This window comes from Roseitalea sp. MMSF_3546 (assembly GCF_030732865.1).
In the GTDB taxonomy this organism is placed as follows: domain Bacteria; phylum Pseudomonadota; class Alphaproteobacteria; order Rhizobiales; family Rhizobiaceae; genus Roseitalea.
On the sequence record NZ_JASHKB010000010.1, the window covers coordinates 53,609 to 73,018 of the forward strand.

Genomic DNA, 19,410 nt, shown 5'->3' on the forward strand with positions numbered 1-19,410 from the left:
CCCTGCCCGCCCAGCGGCGGAGCACGAGGCCAACCCGAACATGGACCTGGCGCGATGAGCGTGACCTCAGACCAATCGCCGACCCGGCAAGCGCGCGGGCTTTCGCTCGGCGGGCTGCTGCGCAACGAGCAGATCTTCCTGATCATCCTGCTCGCGGTGCTGATCGTCGGGCTGTCGCTGGCCGCGCCGCGCTTCATGACCGCCGAGAACGCGACCGCGATCCTGCATCAGAGCGCGATGGTTCTGATCGTCGCGGTCGGCATGACGATGCTGCTGATCACCGCCGAGGTCGACATTTCGGTGGGCGCCTCGCTCGCCTTTGCGTCCTGCGTGGTCATGGATGTCATCAACACCACCAGTTCGCTGACGCTGGGCATACTGGCGGGGCTTGCCTTCGGCGGCGGCGTGGGGCTGTTCAACGGCCTGGTCGTCACGCGGCTGAAGGTCAATTCGCTGATCGCGACCATCGCCACGATGATGATCCTGCAGGGCGGGGTGTTCCTTTATACGCGCGAAGCGGTGCAGAACCACCACCAGATCGAGGCGTTCTCGCTGATCGCGACGGGCTATGTCGGGCCGGTGCCGGTGCCGGTGATCATCGCCGCGCTGCTTGCCGTCGTCTTCTACGTGATGCTCAACTACACGCTGATCGGCAGGCGCGTCTTCGCCGTCGGCTCCAATCCCAAGGCGGCGCGGCTTTCGGGGCTGTCGCCGGAAACAATCAAGCTCGTCGCATTCGTCGTCACCGGCATCCTCGTCGGCGTGGCGGCGACGATTCTCGCCTCGCTGCTCAATGCCGGCCAGCCGACGGCCGGGCGCGGCTTCGAGCTGATCGTCATCGCCGCGGTGCTGCTGGGCGGCACCAGCCTGTTCGGCGGCAAGGGCACCATCGCCGGCACCATACTGGGCGTTCTGATCCTGAAGATCATCGACAACGGCATCATCATCCTGCGCTGGAACCAGGATCTGCAGATCATCGTGCCGGGCGTCGTGATCATCCTGGCGATGTTTCTCGACCAGCTCAGAAAGGGCCGCACCGATGGTTGAGGCGGTGCGCAAGCCGGCTGCCGACGCCGCAGGTCCGATCATCCGCATGGCCGGCGTCACCAAGACGTTTCCGGGCGTCAAGGCGCTCGACGACGTTTCGCTCGACGTGATGGCCGGCGAAGTGCACGCGCTTCTGGGCGAGAACGGCGCGGGCAAGTCCACGCTGATCAAGATCCTCGCCGGCGCCTACCGGATGGATGCGGGCACGATCGAGCTCGACGGCACGCCGGTCAGTTTCGAGGCGCCGGCCGATGCGCTCGCCGCCGGCGTCAAGGTGGTGTTCCAGGAGATCGCGCTGATCCCCGAATTCACCGTCGCCGAAAACATCTTCATGGAAAACCATCCGCGCAACCCGGCGGGCCTGGTCGACTGGCGCACCATGCGCCAGAAGGCGCAGGCGCTGTTCGACCGGGCCGGTTTCGCGCTCGATGTCGATGCGCCGGTCAAGGACCTGTCGCTTTCCGAGCAGCAGCTCGTGGAGATCTCGCGGGCGCTCGCCCATGACGCGCGCGTCGTCGTCATGGACGAGCCGACGTCCTCGCTGACGCCCGGCGAGGTCGAACACCTGTTCGGCGTCATCGGCCGGCTGCGCGACATGGGCATCGGCATCGTCTATGTCAGCCACAAGCTCGAGGAGATCTTCGCCATCTGCGACCGCGCCACGGTGCTGCGCGACGGGCGCTGGGTGTCGACGAAGCCGGTCGCCGAGCACGACCACCATTCGCTGATCGTCGACATGGTCGGCCGCGAGATCACCGATCTGTTTCCCAAGACGCGGCACCAGGGTGGCGAGACCGTCGTCTCGGTCAAGAACCTTTCGACCCGGAACAAGCTCGCGGACATTTCCTTCGATGTCAGGGCGGGCGAGGTGCTGGGCTTTTTCGGGCTGATGGGCGCCGGCCGCACCGAACTGGCCAAGGCGGTCGTCGGCTACGATCCGATCAGCGCCGGCGAGATCAGCATTGGCGGCGAGCGGCTGCGACCGCACAATACCGGCCGCGCCAAGGCGCTGGGCATCGGCCTTCTGTCCGAGGACCGCAAGGAAGAAGGGCTGATGCTGGAAGCGGACGTCACGCGCAACATGACGCTGCCCTCGCTGGCGCGCTTCGCCCGCGCGGGCTTCGTCGATGCCGGCGCCGAGCGCGCCAGGGCGCAGACCTTCGTCGACCGCTTCCGCATCCGCCTTGCCAGCCTCGACCAGCCGATCCGCACGCTGTCGGGCGGCAACCAGCAAAAGGTCCTGCTGTCGCGCTGGCTGATGTACGGGCTCAAGGCCATCGTCGTCGACGAGCCGACGCGCGGCATCGACGTCGGCGCCAAGGCCGAAATCTTCGCGGCGATCAACGAACTGGCCGCGGGCGGGCTGGCCGTCATCATGATGACGTCCGAAATGCCCGAACTGCTCAACCTGTCCGACCGGATCGCCGTCCTGGCCGAGGGACGCATGACGGCCCTTTTCGACCGGGACGAGGCGACACAGGAGAAGGTGCTCAATGCAGCAATCGGCTGACACCGCTGCCCCCGCGCCGGCCCGGAAGGCGGACCACCGCCTGTTTCGCGGCAATCTGGTCGCGCTCGTCGTCTCGCTGGCGCTCGTCATCGGCTTCTTTGCGCTGGCGACCGAGCATTTCTGGTCGCTGCGCAACATCACCAATGTGCTCGGCCAGGCCTCGATCCTGATGTGCCTGACGGCCGGCGTCGCCATCGTGTTCATTTCGGGCGAGGTCGACATCTCGGTCGGCTCGCTGGTCGCCGCCATCGCCATCCCGTTGATCGTGATCATGAACGCGACCGGATCGCTGGCGCTCGGGCTTGGCGGCGCGCTGGCGCTCGGCCTTCTGATCGGCGTCGTCAACGGGTACCTTTCTGTCTATCTGAAGATCAACTCGCTGATCGTCACGCTGGGCACGCTGTTCATCATTCGCGGGCTGGTCTACCTTTACACCGGCAAGCGGGCGATCGCCGACACGGTCTATCTGGAAAGCTTCTTCCAGCTCGGCAACGGCCGGCTGTGGGGTCTGATCCCCTACCCGGCGCTGGTCGCCTTCGCGCTGGTCGGCGGGCTTGCCGTGCTGATGACGCAGACGCGCTTTGGCCGGAAGGTCTATGCGGTGGGCGGCAACGCCGAAGTGGCGCGCCTTGCCGGCTACAATGTGCGGCGCATCAAGTTCACCTGTTTCGTCATCTCCTCGCTGGCGGCGACGGTCGGCGGCATCCTGCTGGCCTCGCGGCTTGGCTCGGCGGTGCATGTGGCCGGACTCAACTACGAGTTCCAGGCGGTGGCGGCGGCCGTACTCGGCGGGGTCAGCCTCGCCGGCGGCATCGGCGGGCTGATCGGGTCGGCGCTGGGCGTGCTGATCCTGGCCTTCGTGTCAAACGGGCTGGGCATGATGAGCGCGCCGACCGAGTGGCAGCTCGTCATCACCGGGGCGATCATCATCGCGGCCGTCGCGCTCGATTCGGCCAAGCGCGAACGCGCCTGAACAAAGGGAGGCACCCATGGCACGGCTCACGAACAAGGTTGCGGTGATCACCGGCGGGGCGAACGGCATCGGCCGGTCGATCGCCGAGGCGATGGCGGCCGAGGGCGCCAGCATCGCCATCGGGGACATCGCCGACGATGCGGGCGCCGAAACGGTCGCCGCCATCGAGGCAAGCGGCGCAAGGGCCGTTTACCGCCCATGCGACGTTGCGAACGGCGCGGACATCAAGGCGCTGATCGAGGCCGCCATCGCCGAATTCGGCCGGCTCGACATCCTGGTCAACAATGCCGCGGTCGCCATTGGCGGCATGCCGGTGCACGAGATGACCGACGCGCAATGGGACAGGCTCATCGCCACCAATCTGTCGAGCGTGTTTCACGGCTGCAAACACGCCCTGCCGCACATGATCGCCGCCAAGTCCGGCTCGATCATCAATATGGCCTCGGCGCAGGGCCATGTCGGGCTCGACGGCTGGACGGCCTATGCCGGCGCCAAGGGCGCGATCATGTCGATGACCCGGCAGATGGCGGTCGAGTTCGGCAAGCACAATGTGCGCGTCAATTCGATCTCGCCGGGCACGATCGCAACGCCGATGAACGAAAAGGTCGTCGCCGATCTGGGCGAGCATGTCGCCAAGGCGTGGGTGCTGATGCATCCCATCGGCCGTATCGGCAAGCCCGAGGAGGTGGCCGAGGCGGCCGTCTATCTCGCCTCGGACCTGGCCGGGTTCACCACGGGCATCGATCTGCGCGTCGATGGCGGTCTGACCGCCACGCCGCGCTTCCTGCCCGATCTGTTCAAGCCGGACGACGCGTAAGGCGCCCGGCGGAAAGGAAACAGCCATGCAAAAAGCACTGACCGGCGTTCGCGTCCTCGATTTCAGCCACCTGCTGCAGGGGCCGTTCGCCACCCAGCTCCTGGGCGACATGGGCGCCGACATCATCAAGATCGAGCGGGCCGGCAAGGGCGACATGTTCCGCTCGCTGACCTTCTTCAACCGCTGGGTCGGCGGTTCGGAAAGCCCCAGCTTTCTGGCCTGGAACCGCAACAAGCGCTCGATCGCGGTCAATCTGAAATCGCCGCGCATCCACCAGATCGTCATGGACATGGCGACCAGGGCCGACGTCGTCGTCCAGAACTTCCGGCCCGGGGTGCTCGAGCGGCTGGGCTATGGCTACGAGGATTTTCAAGCCGTCAACGAGCGCATCATCTATTGCTCGGGTTCGGGCTATGGCGAAAGCGGACCCTATGTCGACCGGCCCGGCCAGGACATGCTGATCCAGGGGCTTTCGGGCGTTTCGGCGGCCACCGGCCGGGCCGACCAGCCGCCGGTGCCGCTGGGCGCGGGCATCGCCGACCAGATCGGCGCGATGAACATGGTCTATGCGATCCTGTCGGCGCTTTATTATCGCGAGAAGACCGGCAAGGGCCAGAAGATCGAGGTCAATCTGCTCGCCGGCATGCTGGCGCATCTGGGGCAGGAGTTCGTGTCCGTGCTCAATCTGGGCATCGATTTCGAACGCCCCAAATCGGGCATCGGCCATCCGGGCATGGATGCGCCCTTCGGCATCTACGAAACGCGCGACGGCCGCTTCGTGTCGATCGCGATGAGCCCGTATGCGCATCTGGTCCGGACGCTCGGCGCCGAGGAGCTGCTCGCCTATGACGACCCGCAGGTGCTGTTCGACCAGCGCGACGAGGTGTGGGAGAAGATCAACGCGGTCACAAAGACGTTCGACTGCGACCCGCTGCTCGAAAAGCTGCTCGCCGCCGACATCTGGACCGCCGAGGTCAAGGACTTCCGCCGCGCCGCCGCCGACCCGCAGGTCGCGCATATGGGCATGATCCAGTCCTACGGGCATCCGCTCGCCGGCGACGTGCAAGTCGTCGGCCCGGCCGTTACGATGTCCGAGACGCCGCCGGCGATCGACCGGCCGGCTCCGATGATCGGCGAGCATGGCCGCGAGATCCTGGCCGAATTCGGCGTCGGGCGCGAGGAGATCGCCGCGCTCGAGGCGGCCGGCGACATCACGGTGCAGGAGGCGCCCAAGGACAGGGCCGTCTCGGCATGACTGCGGGCGGGCAAAGCCGGGCACTGGCCTGGCGGCACGGCGTCGTCAGCGTCGAGGCGCTCGGCGGGATGATCGGGCCGACGATGTTCCTGCTCGATGACGGACGGCCGGTCAGCCCGCTGCATGTGGCGCCGTGGTTCGACGAGCCCGATGCGCTGGCTGCGGGCGGGCTGATCGCGGGCCTGCGCGGGGAATGGCCCTGCGTGCCGTTCGGCTATCCGATGCCGTCGGCCGGTTTTCCGGCCGAATGGCAGGCGGTGATGGACGACGATGCAACGCCCGGCCCGGTGCACGGGCATTCCTCCAATGCTGACTGGACCTTCACCGACGCGCGCGCCGACGCGATCACGCTGGCCATCGACTACCCGCAGGAGGATGCGGTCAGCCGGCTCGAACGCGTGGTCCGGCCCGACCCGCAGGCGCCGGCGCTCGACATCGAGCTGACCGTGCATGCGCGGCGGCCGGTGCGCGAGCCGATCGCCCTTCACGGCTGCTTTCGCCTGCCGCTCGAGGCCGGCGCGGCGCGTCTTGCGCCCGGCCGCTTTGCGACGGGCCGCACGCATCCGGGACGGGTCGAACCCGAAGCGCCGCTGTTTGCCGCCGACAGGAGGTTTTCCTCGCTCGCCGAAGTGCCCGGCATCAACGGGCAAACGGTCGATGCCACCGCCCTGCCCTTCGACGCGGCCGTCGAGGAACTCCTGCAACTGGACGGTATCGACGGGCGCTTCGACCTGGTCAACACCGCCGAGGGCTATCGCATGCGGCTGAGCTGGGACGCCGACATCCTGCCCAGCGTGCTGCTTTGGTATTCCAATCGCGGACGCAGCGCCCCGCCCTGGTCGAGCCGGCATCTTTGCATCGGCATCGAGCCGCTGTGCTCGCCCTTCGGCCTGGCACCGGCAACGGCCCGCGCCGACAGTCCGATCGCGCGGGCGGGGACGCCCACCGCCGTGGCGCTCGATCCCGACAATCCGCTCACCATCGGTTACCGCATTGCGGTCGATGCCGCCTGACCGCGAAAGGCCCGCCATGTCGCTCGTCAAGTCCAACAGCCCGGAGTTCCTGACCGTCGCACAGATGGCCGCGCGGGTCGCCGACGGCGCGTGCATCTCGATCGGCGGGCATCATTTCGCGCGCCTGCCGATCGCGCTCGTCCGCGCCATCTGCAAGCGGCGCCCGAAAGACCTGCGCTATCTGAGCTGGGCGGGCGGGCTGCCGCTCGAGATGCTGCTGGAGGCCGAGGCGGTCGCCAGCGCCGACATCTGCTTTTCGAGCCTCGACATCTTCGGGCTGGCGCCGCGCTTTCGAAAGGCGGCGGAGACCGGGGCCATCGAGGTCAATGACTGGCCAGCGCTGGCACTGATCCAGAGTCTTCGGGCCCGCGAGCAGAACCTGCCTTTCCTCCCGATGCAGGTTCCGGCGGGCTCGTCGATGATGGAGCTGTGTCCGGCGCTGGCCGCCCACACCGATCCGCGCACCGGCCGGACGGTGGCGCTGGTCGAGGCCCGGCAGATCGACGTGTTCTGCGTGCACGCCCCGCGCGCCGACACCGCCGGCAATGTCGAGATCTATGGCGCGCAGGCGCTCGACAAGATCCAGGCCGGCGCGGCGAAACAGGTCTTCGTCACGGTCGAGGAGGTGGTGCCGGCCGGCCATCTGAACGCCGATGGCCGCAATCTGATCATTCAGCGCAACCGGGTCAGCGCCATCGCGCATGTGCCGGGCGGGGCCTATCCGTGCTCGTGTCTGCCCTACTATGCCACCGATTTTGCCCGGATCCGCGAAATCCTGGAGACCGAGGGCGTGCGCCTTGTCGACGCGCTCGCCGTGCCCGAGGACGGCGTGCCGCCCCTGATGCGCCATGCCGCCAAGGTGCCGGCCCGGGCGATCGTGCCGGCCGCGTTCCAGCCCGGCGCGGTGGCGCCCGATGCGCCGCCGACGGTCGACGAGGTGATGGCGGTGCGCATTGCGCGCTCGCTCGACAATGAAAGCCATGCCAGCGCCGGCGCGGTCTCGCCGCTCGCCAATGTCGCTTATCGGCTGGCCAAGGCGACCCATGCGCCGGGGATGATGATCACGACGCTTTCGGGCGGGCATATCGACGTGGCGGCCGGCACCATGTCGCTGTCGATGATGGAAACCATGGATGCGCAGACGGCCGTCAGCCATGTCGGCGGCGAGGACAGCTACTGGTTCGCCTATCAGGGCGGCTACATCACGCACGAGATCGTCGGCACCGCGCAGATCGATGCGCAGGGGCGGACCAACACAATCGGCCTGACCAAACCCTCGGGCGGCATGCTGCGCCTGCCCGGACAGGGCGGCATGGCCGATGTCGCCAACATGCATCAGAACTTCATCGTCTATGTGCCGCGCCACGCGCCGGCGGCGATGGTCGAGACGGTCGAGGTGGTCAGCGCCGGGCGCGGACTGATCTCGGCCGCCGAGCGCGAGGCGGCGGGTTACCGGCCGGGCGCGATCATGGTGTTCACCAATATGTGCGTGTTCCGCTATGACGAGGCGGTCGGCCAGCTCGTCGTCGCCGAACTGATGCCGGGCGCGACGCGCGAGGACGTCCAGGCCAATACCGGGTTCAAGGTGATCTTCGCCGAGGATGTGGCCGATGTCGCCCCGCCCACGGCAAAGGAGCTGTTCGCGCTGCGCCACGAGGTCGACCCGATCGGGCTGCGCCGGCTCGAATTCGTCAGCGCGCGCGAGCGTGGCGCCATCCTCGACGACATCATCGCGCGGGACCGCGCGGCCACCGAACGCATCACCGGATTGGCGCGGCCGGGCTGAGCCGTCGCGCAAGGGAGGACAGCATGGAACCGCTATTGCCGATGAGTGCCGCAAAGGTCTTCTATGACGGCATATTCGACAGCCCGCGACTGGCGCATCCGGAGGGCGTGGCCGTGCATGCGGACGGCTCGGTCTGGTGCGGCACCGAAAACGGCGATCTGGTGCGCATCAAGGCGGACGCCAGCGCGATGGCCGGCATTGCCAAAAATGACGGCTTCCTGCTCGGGCTTGCCTTCGACGCGGCCGGCAATTGCTATGCCTGCGACCTGCGGCATGCGGCGATCTTCCGATACGAGGCGGCGACGGGCGCCTTCGACCGGTTCGCCGATGGCGGGATCGCGGTGCCCAACTATCCGGTGGTCGACGACGCCAATGGCTGGCTCTACGTCTCCGATTCCCACGGCTGGGACGAGCCGGGCGGCGGCATCTACCGCTATGACCTTCGAACCGGCGAAGGCGGGCTGTGGTCGAGCACGCCGATGCATTTCGCCAACGGCATGGCCATGGCGCCGGACGGCTCGGGCCTTTACGTGGTCGAGAGCACGGCGGCGCGGCTGTCCTTCGTGCCGATCGCCGCGGACGGTTCGGCCGGCGCGCCGCGCGTCGTCACGAACGGCCTGTCGCAGGTGCCCGACGGCGTGCTGGTCATGCCCAATGGCGACCTGATGGTCTCGTGCTACGAGCCGGGCCGCATCTACCGCTACAGCGAACGCAACGGGCTCGAACTGGTGATCCACGATCCCAACGCCGTCATTCTCGCCCACCCGACCAATATCGCGCTGACGGGCGAGAGGTTGATCACGGCGAGCCTTGGCCGCTGGCATCTGGCCGAAGTCGACCTGTCCGCCCTGCCCGGCTGAACGATTTGGGGCAGCGACGAGGTCAGCCGGGCCGCTTCGGTGGGATGCGGACCGGTATCGTTGCGGCCGGATCGCCGTTTACGGCGTGGCTGTTTTGGAGCATTCACAGGGCGGCGCAGGCGGGGGTCACCGGACCTTCAAGATGCTCGGCAAAACATCCGAGTTTGCCAAAAGCCTTGCAGTTGGCAAATTCAACACAGCGTTCAATGGAATGGCCGTCCGATATGCAGGCGTCCAATGCCAGATTATAATCCACCTGACTGAAGTATTGAGTGCAGGTCGTCTGCAAAAGCAGCAAACCCAACGCGCTCCCTGACGAAAGAAGCGGCGCACCCTCGGGCGTGAACTGGAACAGGCCTTTCGCTCGCTGTCGTCCCATCGCCTTCCCCCTCAAAACCTGATTCGCCCGCGCAGGCTCACCGTCGTCTGCGCGCTTTCGTCGTTGAAGAGTGTGGTCGAGGCCGACACACCGATCGAAGAGCCGCCCTCAAATGACGCATAGACCCCGCCGGCGAGCGTCAGCGTGTCGCGCGCCGGATCGTCGACGGTCACGCCCGTGGTGAAGCCGGTGTTCTGCGCCGTCACGGTGAGGATCTCGCCATCATCGAGCAGTTCGCGCCCGTAGGTCAGGCTCAGATTGGGCACGATGATGCCCCAATCGCGCTCGACGGGACGGGCAAGGCGCCCGGTGACCGAGAGCCGCGCCGATCGCGCATGCTGTTCGGGAACGGCGAAGGCCGGTGCGCCGGCCGAGGTCTCGGTGTAGGCGTCGATCGTCGTCGACTGGTAGTCGAGACTGACCGAACCGCCGACGAGGAACGGGCTGTCGAGCAGCGGCACGTCCGCGCCGGCCCGCACGCTCGCGGCAAAGGTGCGCGAGGCCGTGGAGCCGGAGGCCGAGCCCAGCCCGTCGACATTGCGCATCCGGTCGATCTCGCCGACGCCGTAGCTGACCACGCCGTTGAGATAGGCGAACTCGTTGGGCTGCCAGCCGGCATAGGCCAGGGCCGTGACGACGCCGACATCGTTGGTGCCGCCGCCCTCGTCGAAGGTGCCGTCGACACGGCCGAAATTGAACGCCGCGCCGACCGCAAGGCGGGGCCCGAACAGCCGGTCGATGCCGATGGTCGCCCCGGCGAGATGGTAGTCCTGGCCAGCCTGGCCGGCGCTCGGCTCGGACGAGCCGGCGCCATAGACCGCCGAGCCGAACACCGTCCAGCGGTCCTGGCGCGGCGGGGGCGCGGCGGCGAAATCGGCGATGGCGAGATCGGCGGCATAGACGCCGGCCGGTGCGGCCGCCCATGGCGAATCGCCCGGCCCATAGCGCAGCGTGTCGATGGCCGGCGTCGGGCTCGGGCCGGCGACGGCGCATACCGAACAGAAGTGGCCGCCATGCATGCGTTCATGAACGCTGTCATGGGCGGCGCGCGTCGCATCGCGCACCGCGTCGCGTTCAGCCGGGATCGTCATCGGCGTCACCGCGACCGGCACGCCGCCCGTGCCCAGGACGATGACGACATTGTCGTAGCCGTAGGTTGGCACGAGCAGGGCACCAGACCCGGTTCGCGTGTTGGAATGGGCAAATCCGAACTCGATTGGCCCGCCGGTCTCCGAGAAGTCGGGGTGGTTGCCATTGACGTCGGTGAAGTCCTGTGCCGTCAGACCGTTCAGCGCCTGGCCGTCGAAGGCTCGGCTGTCGATGGAGAGAAGCTGCGCGCGCGCGAAGTACAAGACCCCGTTCTGCCGCAGGCCGAAGACCGATCCGACGACACCGCCCCCGATGTCCGTGCCGCTGTCGTCCAGGTTCTGGACGATGATGGCATCTCGCGACACCGCAAGGGAACTGATCGCACCCTGGGCCGCAGGGTGATAGGTCTTTGCGGGCGTCGTCAGCAGGTCGAGACTGCCAATTCCGGTGTCGCGGGGCAGGAAGTGGGTCAACTCCCGATATGGACCCGGGTTGCCGGTCGTGCCCTGCACGGCGGTCACGGTCGGCGTTCCGGAATTCGAATTGATTTGCCGATAGACGACATTGTCCATGTCACCGGGCGCGAACTCGGTCTCGGTGATGGTGAAGGTCTGCGCCAGTCCCGCGGCGCCTGCGCCAAGACCCAGGCACCCGGACAGGACCGTGGCAACAAGCAGCCGCCGTCGTCGATGCACATGGATCATCTCGCCCGCCCCGTCCGTGCCCGGCACCGCGCCCCGCTCTGCCGGTCTCGCCACCCTCGCCCGAAAGGCTATTTTCGGTGGCAATCGCCCGCAATGGTCTGATCAGAGGGAAAAATCGTAGCGGCCCGGGCAGGCATGGCACGCACGATGCGGCTCGGGCATAATCGGCGCGATGGCGGGGGAAGAAGACGATATCCGTGCCGTTTACGGCGCGCTCGACCGGTGCCTGCAATATGGCGTCGACCCGTTCGGCTGGCGCATGCAGTTGTGCATCGAACTGGCCGCCCTGTCCGACGCGCAAGTCACTTTGTGCGGCGAGGTCGCGGCCATCTGGGACGACGAGCGGGCAATGGTCCGTCACATGGTCGACCATGGCTGGCCGAGCCCGGAGGCGCAGTCCCATTTCGTGCGCTATCAGATCGACGGTGCGAACCGGCGCGACCCGATGCGTCGCGCGCTCGACACGCTGCGTTCGGACGTCGTGGTCGCCGCCTGCAGCCAGCTGATCGAGGTGCGCACCTATCGCCAGAGCGACATCTACCGGCAGTACATGGCGCCGGCCGGGATCGGCGACATCATGACCGCGATCACCGCGATCGGCGAGGTGGCCGAGGATCGATGGAACCTTGCGACATGCATGCGTCCGGCCGACGCGGCCCCGTTCTCGGGCCGGGATCGCCAGCGGCTTGGCCTCATCGCCGCCGAGCTGCGCGGGCTGGCGGGCAATCGGCTCGCCGACGCGACCAGCCCGGTCGCAAGCCTGACCGACAGGCACAGGCAGGCGCTGGGCGCGCTGCTGGCAGGGGCGCGCGAGGCCGACGCGGCCGCAACGATCGGCGTCAGGCCGGGTACCTTTCACGGCTATGTGCAGTCGCTCTACAGGACCTTCGGCGTTTCGAGCCGGGCCGAACTGCACAGCCGCTTCTACGGATCGGGACGCCTGTGGGACGGCGGCGCGGCGGTCAAGGATTCACGGCGCCACCGGTTGCGGCGCGCGGCCATGCCGATGACGGACACCTGGCCCGGCCGAACCACTTTTCTTTAGAGCACGGCTCCAGCAGCCGGCGGGCAGGCAAGCATCGGCCGCGTCTCACTCGCCGCTATAGGGCGTTTCAAGCAATGCCACGCCTTCGCCGTCGCCGATCTGGCGGGCGTAGTCGATGGCGCGGGCGCGCAGGCGCTCGATGATGTCGCCATAATCGCGATAGTGCTTGTAGCGCTCGAAGCCCGGGTCGGGCCGCGGCGTGCGGTAGATGTTCCACTCCTCCTCGGGGTCGGCGCCGAGGTTGTAGAGTTCATGGGCGCCGTTCGCCGAGGCAATCAGCTTCCAGCCGTCCTCGGTCCAGGCGCGCTGGGCGATGGCGCTGACATGGGTGAGGTTCTGCACATAGTAGCCGGTGCGCCAGTCGGGCTCCGGTTCGCCCAGCATCAGGCGCCACAGGCTCGCGCCATGACATGGCGACAGCGCCTTCGCGCCGGCCAGTTCGGTCATGGTCGGCGCCAGGTCCTGCAGGCCCACGGGCTTACCGCACACCGCCCCGCCGGGCACCGTGGCGGGCATGGAGGCGATCATCGGCACGCGGATCGCATCGTCGGTGCACACGAATTTGTGCTCGCCCTCGCGCCGGTACAGGAACGTCTCGCCATGGTCGGAATAGTAGACGACCAGCGTGTCGCGCCGCAGGCCCGTCTCGTCGAGCGTTGCCAGTATGCGGCCGATGTTCCAGTCGAGCGCGCCGATCGCCGCGTAATAGCCGGCAAAGGGAACGCCGCGATGGCGATAGGGGTCATAGAACCGCGCCGGCGCCATAAAGGGATCATGCGGCGGATAATAGCTCTGCACCATCACGAAGGGACGGTCGCCGGCCTCGGCCTGTTGCCTGAGAAAGGCGATGGACGCATCGGTCTGCACATCGGGCCGGTAGGTGCCGTCGATCCGGCCGTCGAGGAAGTGGCCCAGCCGCGAATTGAAGCTCTCCTCCCAGATGTCGAAGAAGGGCGGCTGCGCCTCGCCCAGATGCCATTTGCCGAAATGGGCGGTCCGATAGCCGGCATCCCTGAGCGCGTCGAACACGGTGCGTTCGATGCGGCCGCGCTCGGCGAACGCATTGTCGATGCCGTAGACATTGTCGATGATGCCGTGGGCATGCGGATAGGCGCCCGTCCACATGCTGGCGCGCGCCGGCGTGCACACCGGCCAGGGCGTATAGGCATTGGCAAAGCGCACGCCCTCGGCAGCCAGCCGGTCCAGGTGCGGCGTCTTCACGAAGGCGCTGCCCGCGCAGCCCATCGCGTCGGCGCGATGCTGATCCGACAGGATGAGCACGATGTTGGGCTGCTTGGTCATTCCGGCATCCTCTGGTCGACAACTGGCTTGTCCGCAAGCAAATGGCAGGCGGCGTAATGGCCGCCGCCCAGATCGCGGGCCGCCGGGTCCTGTTGCCGGCAGATGTCCATCACATGCGGGCAGCGCGTGTGGAACCGGCACCCGGGCGGCGGCGCAACGGGGCTGGGCACATCGCCGGCGATGGCCGCCACGGGCCGTTCGCCGGCCCTGGCGCGGGGCACCGCCTCCAGCAGCGCCTGCGTGTAGGGATGGGCGGGCGCATCGAACAGCGTCTTCTTGGGCGCGATCTCGACGATCTGGCCCAGATACATCACCGCGATCCGGTCGGAGACGTGCCGGACGATCGCCAGATCGTGGGAAATGAACAGATAGGTCAGCCGCCGCTTCTTCTTGATCGACTGCAACAGGTTGACGATCTGCGCCTGCACCGAGACGTCGAGCGCCGACACCGCCTCGTCGCAGACGAGAAAGTCGGTCTCCAGAGCCAGGGCGCGCGCGATGCCGACCCGCTGGCGCTGGCCGCCCGACAATTCGTGCGGAAAGCGGCCGGCGAAATCGCGCGGCAGGCCGACCAGATCGAGCAGTTCGGCAAGCCGCGCGCGCCGCTCGGCCGGCGTTCCGACGCCATGGACATCGAGCGGCTCGAGGATGATCGAGCCGACCACCATGCGCGGGTTGAGCGAGCCGAACGGATCCTGGATGACGATCTGGATGCGGCGGCGAAAGGCGCGCATGGCCTCGTCATCGAGCGCGCCGATGTCGCAATTGTCGATGGCGACCGTGCCATCGGTCGGCTCGATCAGCCGCAGCACCAGCCGGCCGACGGTGGTCTTGCCGCAGCCGCTCTCGCCGACCAGCGCCAGCGTCTCGCCCTTGCCGATGGCGAAGCAGACGCCGTCGACCGCGCGCACCGTCTTCTGGCCGCCGCCGAACAGCCCGCCCCGGCCGACATGAAAATGCTTGGTCAGCCCGTGAACGCGCACGAAGGCGGGCTCCTGGGTGGTCGCCAGCGGCCGGTCGGTCAGCGTGTCAGACATGGTCCATCTCGGCGGCAAGGGTGTGCCCCTGGCCGGGCAGGCGGTAGTCGGTATGGCGGATGCAGGCGGCGGCCTGGCCCCCCCCGAAATCGATGAGCGGCGGATCGAGCGCCTCGCATGCGGGCCGGCTGTACCCGCAGCGCGGCGCAAACCGGCAGCCGGGCGGCCGGCGGTCGGGCTGCGGCACGGTGCCGGCAATGGTCCTGAGTTCGTCGACATCGGCGTCGACCGGCGGATGGCTGGCCATCAGCCCTTCGGTATAGGGATGGCGCGGGCCGGCATAGATGCCGGCAACGGGCGCGGTCTCGACGATGCGGCCGGCATACATGACCGAGACATGATCGGCATAGCCGGCCACCACGCCCAGGTCGTGGGTGATCAGCAGGATGCTCATGCCCAGTTCGGCCTGCAAGTCGTGCAGAAGCTCGAGGATCTGCGCCTGGATCGTCACATCGAGCGCGGTGGTCGGCTCGTCGGCGATCAGCAGCTTCGGCCGGCAGGCGAGCGCGATGGCGATCATCACGCGCTGGCGCATGCCGCCCGACATCAGATGGGGATATTCGTCCAGCCGCTGCCGGGCGGCCGGAATGCGCACCCATTCGAGCATGTCGAGCGCCTGCTTGCGCGCGGCGCGCCGCGACAGGTTCTGATGGATACACAGCGTCTCGATGATCTGCTCGCCGACCGTAAGCACCGGATTGAGCGCCGACATCGGTTCCTGGAAGATCATGGAAATCTGCGCGCCGCGAATGCGCCGCATCTCGCCCTCTGACAGCGAGAGCAGGTCGCGATCGCCCAATGTCAGGCGTTGGGCGGTGATGTCGAACTGGCGCGAATCGTAAAGCCGCATGGCGGCCATGGCGGTAACCGACTTGCCGCTGCCCGACTCGCCCACCAGCCCGTGCGTCTTGCCGGCCATCAGGTCGAGCGAGACGCCCTCCACCAGGCGCAGGCGCCCCTTTGCGACGGTCAGATCGCGGATCGACAAAAGCGGCTGATCGCCCAAGGCGCGCTCCCGACTGTGGTGTCCCGGTGCCCGGTCCGGCCGCCGGCGGGCATTTTTGAGTTGCCCTTTATCGTATACATTTATACAATCGTGCCATCGCAAGTCAACGCTCCGGGGACCCATGGCATCTGCCGCATACACCAGAGCTTGCCGTGGGCCACGCGCGGCGACGGCGCTTTCCAGCCGCAGCGCGCGCCCGGCCCGGCCACCCTTGCGCTCGCCCCGCGCACCGATTCTGTCCGACCACTGGAGCCTTCGATGAAGATCACCGACGTTGCCGCCCTCTACCTGCGCTTGCCGACGATAAAGGCGCGCACCGACAGCTCGCAAGACACCCTTCTTGTGCGCGTCGACACCGATGCGGGCGTGACCGGCTGGGGCGAGGTCGATGGCTGCCCGTGGGTGGCCAAGGCGATCATCGATGCGCCCATGTCGCACACCCTCGTCACCGGCCTGCGCAACCTGCTGGTCGGCGAAGACCCCATGGACGTCGAGCGCCTGTGGACGAAGATGTACGAGGGCACGCTCTATTACGGCCGCGAGGGCGCGGTGATCCAGGCCATGGCCGGCGTCGACCTCGCGCTGTGGGACATCAAGGGCAAGGCGCTCGACCAGCCGGTCTGGCGTCTGCTTGGCGGGCGCTATCGCGACAGGCTGCGCGTTTATTCGTCCAACATGTTCCAGTTCACCGCCGAGGAGACCGCCGATCGGCTGCGCAAGGCGAAGGACGAGGGCTTCACCGCGGTCAAGTTCGGCTGGGAGCCATTCGGCCGCGACGCGGCCACCGATTGCGCCTATCTGGAGGCGCTGCGCAAGGCCGGCGGGGACGACTACGACATCATGGTCGATGTCGGCCTGATCTGGGATGCGCCGACCACGATACAGCGTGCGCGCCTGTTCGAGCCCTACGACCTGACCTGGATCGAGGAGCCCATGCATCCGGACAATCTGGCGGGCTACAAGAAGGTATCGGACAACATCGTCCAGCGCCTTGCCGCCGGCGAGGAGGAGTGCACCCAGCGCGGCTTCGCGCGGCTGATCGAGGAAGGCGGCATCGGCCTGGCCCAGATCGACCTGACCCGCTGCGGGCTGACCCAGGCGATGAAGATCGCCGACCACGCCGCGCAGAAGGGGGTCATGGTCGCCAATCACAACTTCACCACGGACCTGAACACCGCCGCTTCGCTCACTTTCCTGGCCGCCGTGCCCAACGCGCTCATGCTCGAATACTGCGTCGAGCCCTCGGAGATCTCGCGCAACCTCGCAAGAAAACCGTTCCGGCAGCACGATGGCTACATGGCCGTGCCCGAGGAACCGGGACTGGGTTTCGAGCCGAACTTCGAGACGATCGAGACATATCTCGTCGAGGCCTTGTGAGGGTGGCGGACGAACGGCCCGACATCGTCGTCGTCCTTACCGACCAGATGCGGCGCGACGCGCTGGGCTTTTATGGCGATCCGAACCTGCGCACGCCGACGCTCGATGCCATGGCCCATGAAGGGATCGCCTTCGATTGCCTGTCATCGACCTTTCCCGCATGCGTGCCGTTCCGCTTTTCGCTGATGACCGGCCAGTACGCCCACACGCGCATGGTGCCGGCGCTCGGCTACCGGCTGTCGCCGGCCGAGCGAACGCTGGGCGAGGCGGTGCGCGCCTGCGGCTACCACACCGCCTATGTCGGCAAATGGCACCTGCATTCGCTGTACGGGACCGTTGGCGGGCAGACGCTGGCCCAGGCGAACCGGACACCGATCCCGCCCGCCAGCCGCAGGGGATGGGACGATTGGCGCGGCTTCGAATTGCGCAACGATTACCGGGACACGTGGATCTTCTTCGACGAGGAGACCGAGCCGCGGCCCCTGCCCGGCTATCAGACCGATGCGCTGTTCGACATCGCCCGCCACTGGCTGGACACGCCGCGCGATCGGCCGGGCTTCCTGCTGCTGTCGGTCGAAGCCCCGCACCCGCCCTTTTCGGCGCCGGACGAAGCCATCGAGGCGGTGCGCCGGCGCGGGCCGTTCCGGCCAGCGCCCAATGTCGACATCGACGCGATATCGGCCTTCCCGCCCGAATGGGACCAGATGCTCGCGGGCGGCAAGACCATGGCATCGGCCAGCGGCGCCGAGCGCCGGGCCATCTTCGCGGCCAACATGCAGACCTATTGCGCGATGATCGAGGTCATCGACGCGCAAATGGCAAGACTGCTAGCCGAAGCCAGAGAGCGTTCGCGGCCGACGGTCTTTGTCTTCCTGTCCGACCATGGCGAACTGGGCGGCAGCCACGGCATGCTGGGCAAGGCCGAGCCCTTCGAGGAATCGATCGGCGTTCCGTTCATCGTTCACGCCACCGACCCGGCGCTGGTGCCGCCCGGCCGCCGCTGCGGCGTGCCGCTGTGCACCGAGGATCTGTTTCCGACGCTGGTCGGCCTGGCCGGCGGCGCCGAGCCCGATGCGCCGGGGCTCGATCTGTCGGGACTGATCGGCGGAGCGGCCCCCGAACCCGACCGTGAGGGCGTGCTGATCGAGTTCGTCGCCGAGGTTCGGCCGGCGCGGCGCTATCACGATGAAACCTGGCGCGGCATCCGGACGCGCCAGGCCAAATATGTCGTCATCGGCAACGCCTCCGGCACCCGGCCCTGGATGCATTTCGACCTGCGCGCCGACCCCTATGAACAGGCCAATCTGGTCGGCCGGCCGACGCGGCGCGCGGAAATGCTCGAACTGCACGAGCGGCTGACGCGGCTTGTCGCCGAGACCGGCGATGACTTTCCGATCAGGCCCGTTGCGTAGCACCCGCCTGCGAACCCGGCCGATCGGGCCGCTGGGCGCGCAGCAACTCGTAATTGACCGCGTCGGGCACTTCGAGGATGTGCTCTTCCATGATCGCCCGAAGCTGCTCGCCATCGCCGTTGCGGAGCACCTCGATCAGGTCGACATGCTCCTTGACGATCGTCTTCAGGCTCTCCTGCAGATAGGTCGACAGCCCGATCACGATCGTCAGCTGCCGCGCCAGTGGCTCCCAGGCGCGCATCAGCGCGCTGTTGCCGGTCAGCTCGCACATGATCCGGTGAAAATCGATGTCGAGCAGCGCCACCTTGAGCGTGTCGTTGGCCCGCGCCGCCGCGCGCAGATCGTCGACGCATCGCGACAGCGGCTCGAGGATCTGCGGATCGGTCCTGACCATGGCCTGCAGTTCCTCGCCGGCGAGCAGTTCCAGCACCAGCCGGACCTTGCGCAGGCTCTTCATGCTTTCGGGCGTGATGCTCATCAGCCGCATGCCGCGATAGGGAATGTTCTCGACGATCCCCTGGCTCTCGAGAAGCCGCAATGCCTCGCGCACCGGCACCCGGCTGACATTGAGCTGGCGCGCGACATCGGCCTCCACGATCCGGTCGCCGGGCAGGAAGTGGCCCTTGGCCGCGGCCTCGACAATCGCCTCGACCACTGTCTCGGCAAGCATGCGCGGCGCGATCGGCGCGAGCGCGCTGACCTTCTCGCCCCGCCTGTTCGCGGCCTGTCTGTGCCCGTTGCCTGCCGTGGCCCGTTTGCTCGCCATGCGCGTCCTCGTGTTGATCGCCGGTTCCGATG

17 protein-coding genes are annotated in these 19,410 nt (G+C 67.5%); 11 read left to right on the plus strand and 6 right to left on the minus strand.

Going from position 1 to position 19,410, the window contains the following annotated elements; all coding sequences use genetic code 11:
- The first annotated feature begins 54 nt into the window (after nucleotides 1–54).
- From RBB34_RS10005 to RBB34_RS10040, 8 genes are read left to right on the plus strand one after another with little or no spacing between them, the layout of a single operon-like run.
- Nucleotides 55–1,047: an ABC transporter permease gene (locus tag RBB34_RS10005; protein ID WP_306119077.1), complete on the plus strand. Its 993-nt coding sequence runs from the start codon at nucleotides 55–57 to the stop codon at nucleotides 1,045–1,047.
- Nucleotides 1,040–2,557 (plus strand): sugar ABC transporter ATP-binding protein, encoded by a 1,518-nt coding sequence (locus RBB34_RS10010; RefSeq protein WP_306119078.1) that lies wholly within the window; start codon nucleotides 1,040–1,042, stop codon nucleotides 2,555–2,557. Before RBB34_RS10005 ends, RBB34_RS10010 begins: the two co-directional genes overlap by 8 nt.
- A complete protein-coding gene (locus RBB34_RS10015) occupies nucleotides 2,541–3,530 on the plus strand; it encodes an ABC transporter permease (RefSeq protein ID WP_306119079.1) in 990 nt (329 codons plus the stop codon). Before RBB34_RS10010 ends, RBB34_RS10015 begins: the two co-directional genes overlap by 17 nt.
- A gap of 16 nt (nucleotides 3,531–3,546) precedes the next feature.
- Entirely contained in the window at nucleotides 3,547–4,347 is an 801-nt protein-coding gene (locus RBB34_RS10020) for an SDR family NAD(P)-dependent oxidoreductase (protein WP_306119080.1), read from the plus strand.
- A 25-nt stretch (nucleotides 4,348–4,372) separates the two neighbouring features.
- The gene (locus tag RBB34_RS10025) at nucleotides 4,373–5,602 is read left to right on the plus strand and encodes a CaiB/BaiF CoA-transferase family protein (RefSeq protein WP_306119081.1); all 1,230 of its coding nucleotides are present in this window, start codon (nucleotides 4,373–4,375) and stop codon (nucleotides 5,600–5,602) included.
- Nucleotides 5,599–6,615 (plus strand): hypothetical protein, encoded by a 1,017-nt coding sequence (locus tag RBB34_RS10030; protein ID WP_306119082.1) that lies wholly within the window; start codon nucleotides 5,599–5,601, stop codon nucleotides 6,613–6,615. The genes RBB34_RS10025 and RBB34_RS10030 overlap by 4 nt, the downstream gene beginning before the upstream one ends.
- A 16-nt stretch (nucleotides 6,616–6,631) precedes the next feature.
- Nucleotides 6,632–8,401, plus strand: a complete 1,770-nt coding sequence (locus RBB34_RS10035; protein ID WP_306119083.1) for a CoA-transferase — start codon at nucleotides 6,632–6,634, stop codon at nucleotides 8,399–8,401.
- Between the two features lie 23 nt (nucleotides 8,402–8,424).
- On the plus strand, nucleotides 8,425–9,261 hold the full coding sequence (locus tag RBB34_RS10040; RefSeq protein WP_306119084.1) for an SMP-30/gluconolactonase/LRE family protein: 837 nt from the start codon (nucleotides 8,425–8,427) through the stop codon (nucleotides 9,259–9,261).
- A gap of 103 nt (nucleotides 9,262–9,364) precedes the next feature.
- Here RBB34_RS10040 and RBB34_RS10045 read toward each other — a convergent pair whose 3' ends face one another.
- Both RBB34_RS10045 and RBB34_RS10050 read right to left on the minus strand, forming a co-directional pair.
- Nucleotides 9,365–9,640: a hypothetical protein gene (locus RBB34_RS10045; protein ID WP_306119085.1), complete on the minus strand. Its 276-nt coding sequence runs from the start codon at nucleotides 9,638–9,640 to the stop codon at nucleotides 9,365–9,367.
- An 11-nt stretch (nucleotides 9,641–9,651) separates the two neighbouring features.
- Nucleotides 9,652–11,487, minus strand: coding sequence for an autotransporter outer membrane beta-barrel domain-containing protein (locus RBB34_RS10050; RefSeq protein WP_306119086.1), 1,836 nt, complete (start codon nucleotides 11,485–11,487; stop codon nucleotides 9,652–9,654).
- 118 nt (nucleotides 11,488–11,605) lie between these two features.
- Here RBB34_RS10050 and RBB34_RS10055 point away from each other — a divergent pair, with 118 nt between their 5' ends.
- The gene (locus RBB34_RS10055; protein ID WP_306119087.1) at nucleotides 11,606–12,478 is read left to right on the plus strand and encodes a hypothetical protein; all 873 of its coding nucleotides are present in this window, start codon (nucleotides 11,606–11,608) and stop codon (nucleotides 12,476–12,478) included.
- A gap of 45 nt (nucleotides 12,479–12,523) precedes the next feature.
- Here the strand turns inward: RBB34_RS10055 and RBB34_RS10060 are convergent, their stop codons facing one another.
- The 3 genes from RBB34_RS10060 to RBB34_RS10070 are packed head-to-tail and all read right to left on the minus strand — an operon-like array spanning nucleotide 12,524 to nucleotide 15,823.
- Nucleotides 12,524–13,780: a sulfatase-like hydrolase/transferase gene (locus RBB34_RS10060; RefSeq protein ID WP_306119088.1), complete on the minus strand. Its 1,257-nt coding sequence runs from the start codon at nucleotides 13,778–13,780 to the stop codon at nucleotides 12,524–12,526.
- A complete protein-coding gene (locus RBB34_RS10065) occupies nucleotides 13,777–14,817 on the minus strand; it encodes an ABC transporter ATP-binding protein (RefSeq protein ID WP_306119089.1) in 1,041 nt (346 codons plus the stop codon). Before RBB34_RS10065 ends, RBB34_RS10060 begins: the two co-directional genes overlap by 4 nt.
- Nucleotides 14,810–15,823 carry an ABC transporter ATP-binding protein gene (locus tag RBB34_RS10070; RefSeq protein ID WP_306119090.1) on the minus strand — a complete coding sequence of 338 codons (1,014 nt, stop codon included), beginning with the start codon at nucleotides 15,821–15,823 and terminating at the stop codon, nucleotides 14,810–14,812. The genes RBB34_RS10065 and RBB34_RS10070 overlap by 8 nt, the downstream gene beginning before the upstream one ends.
- 258 nt (nucleotides 15,824–16,081) lie before the next feature.
- Here RBB34_RS10070 and RBB34_RS10075 point away from each other — a divergent pair, with 258 nt between their 5' ends.
- Both RBB34_RS10075 and RBB34_RS10080 read left to right on the plus strand, forming a co-directional pair.
- A complete protein-coding gene (locus RBB34_RS10075) occupies nucleotides 16,082–17,200 on the plus strand; it encodes a mandelate racemase/muconate lactonizing enzyme family protein (protein WP_306119091.1) in 1,119 nt (372 codons plus the stop codon).
- A gap of 2 nt (nucleotides 17,201–17,202) precedes the next feature.
- The gene (locus RBB34_RS10080) at nucleotides 17,203–18,612 is read left to right on the plus strand and encodes a sulfatase-like hydrolase/transferase (protein WP_306119092.1); all 1,410 of its coding nucleotides are present in this window, start codon (nucleotides 17,203–17,205) and stop codon (nucleotides 18,610–18,612) included.
- Here RBB34_RS10080 and RBB34_RS10085 read toward each other — a convergent pair.
- Nucleotides 18,596–19,378, minus strand: a complete 783-nt coding sequence (locus RBB34_RS10085) for a GntR family transcriptional regulator (protein ID WP_306119093.1) — start codon at nucleotides 19,376–19,378, stop codon at nucleotides 18,596–18,598. The two genes, RBB34_RS10080 and RBB34_RS10085, sit on opposite strands and share 17 nt — an antisense overlap.
- Nucleotides 19,379–19,410 lie beyond the last annotated feature (32 nt).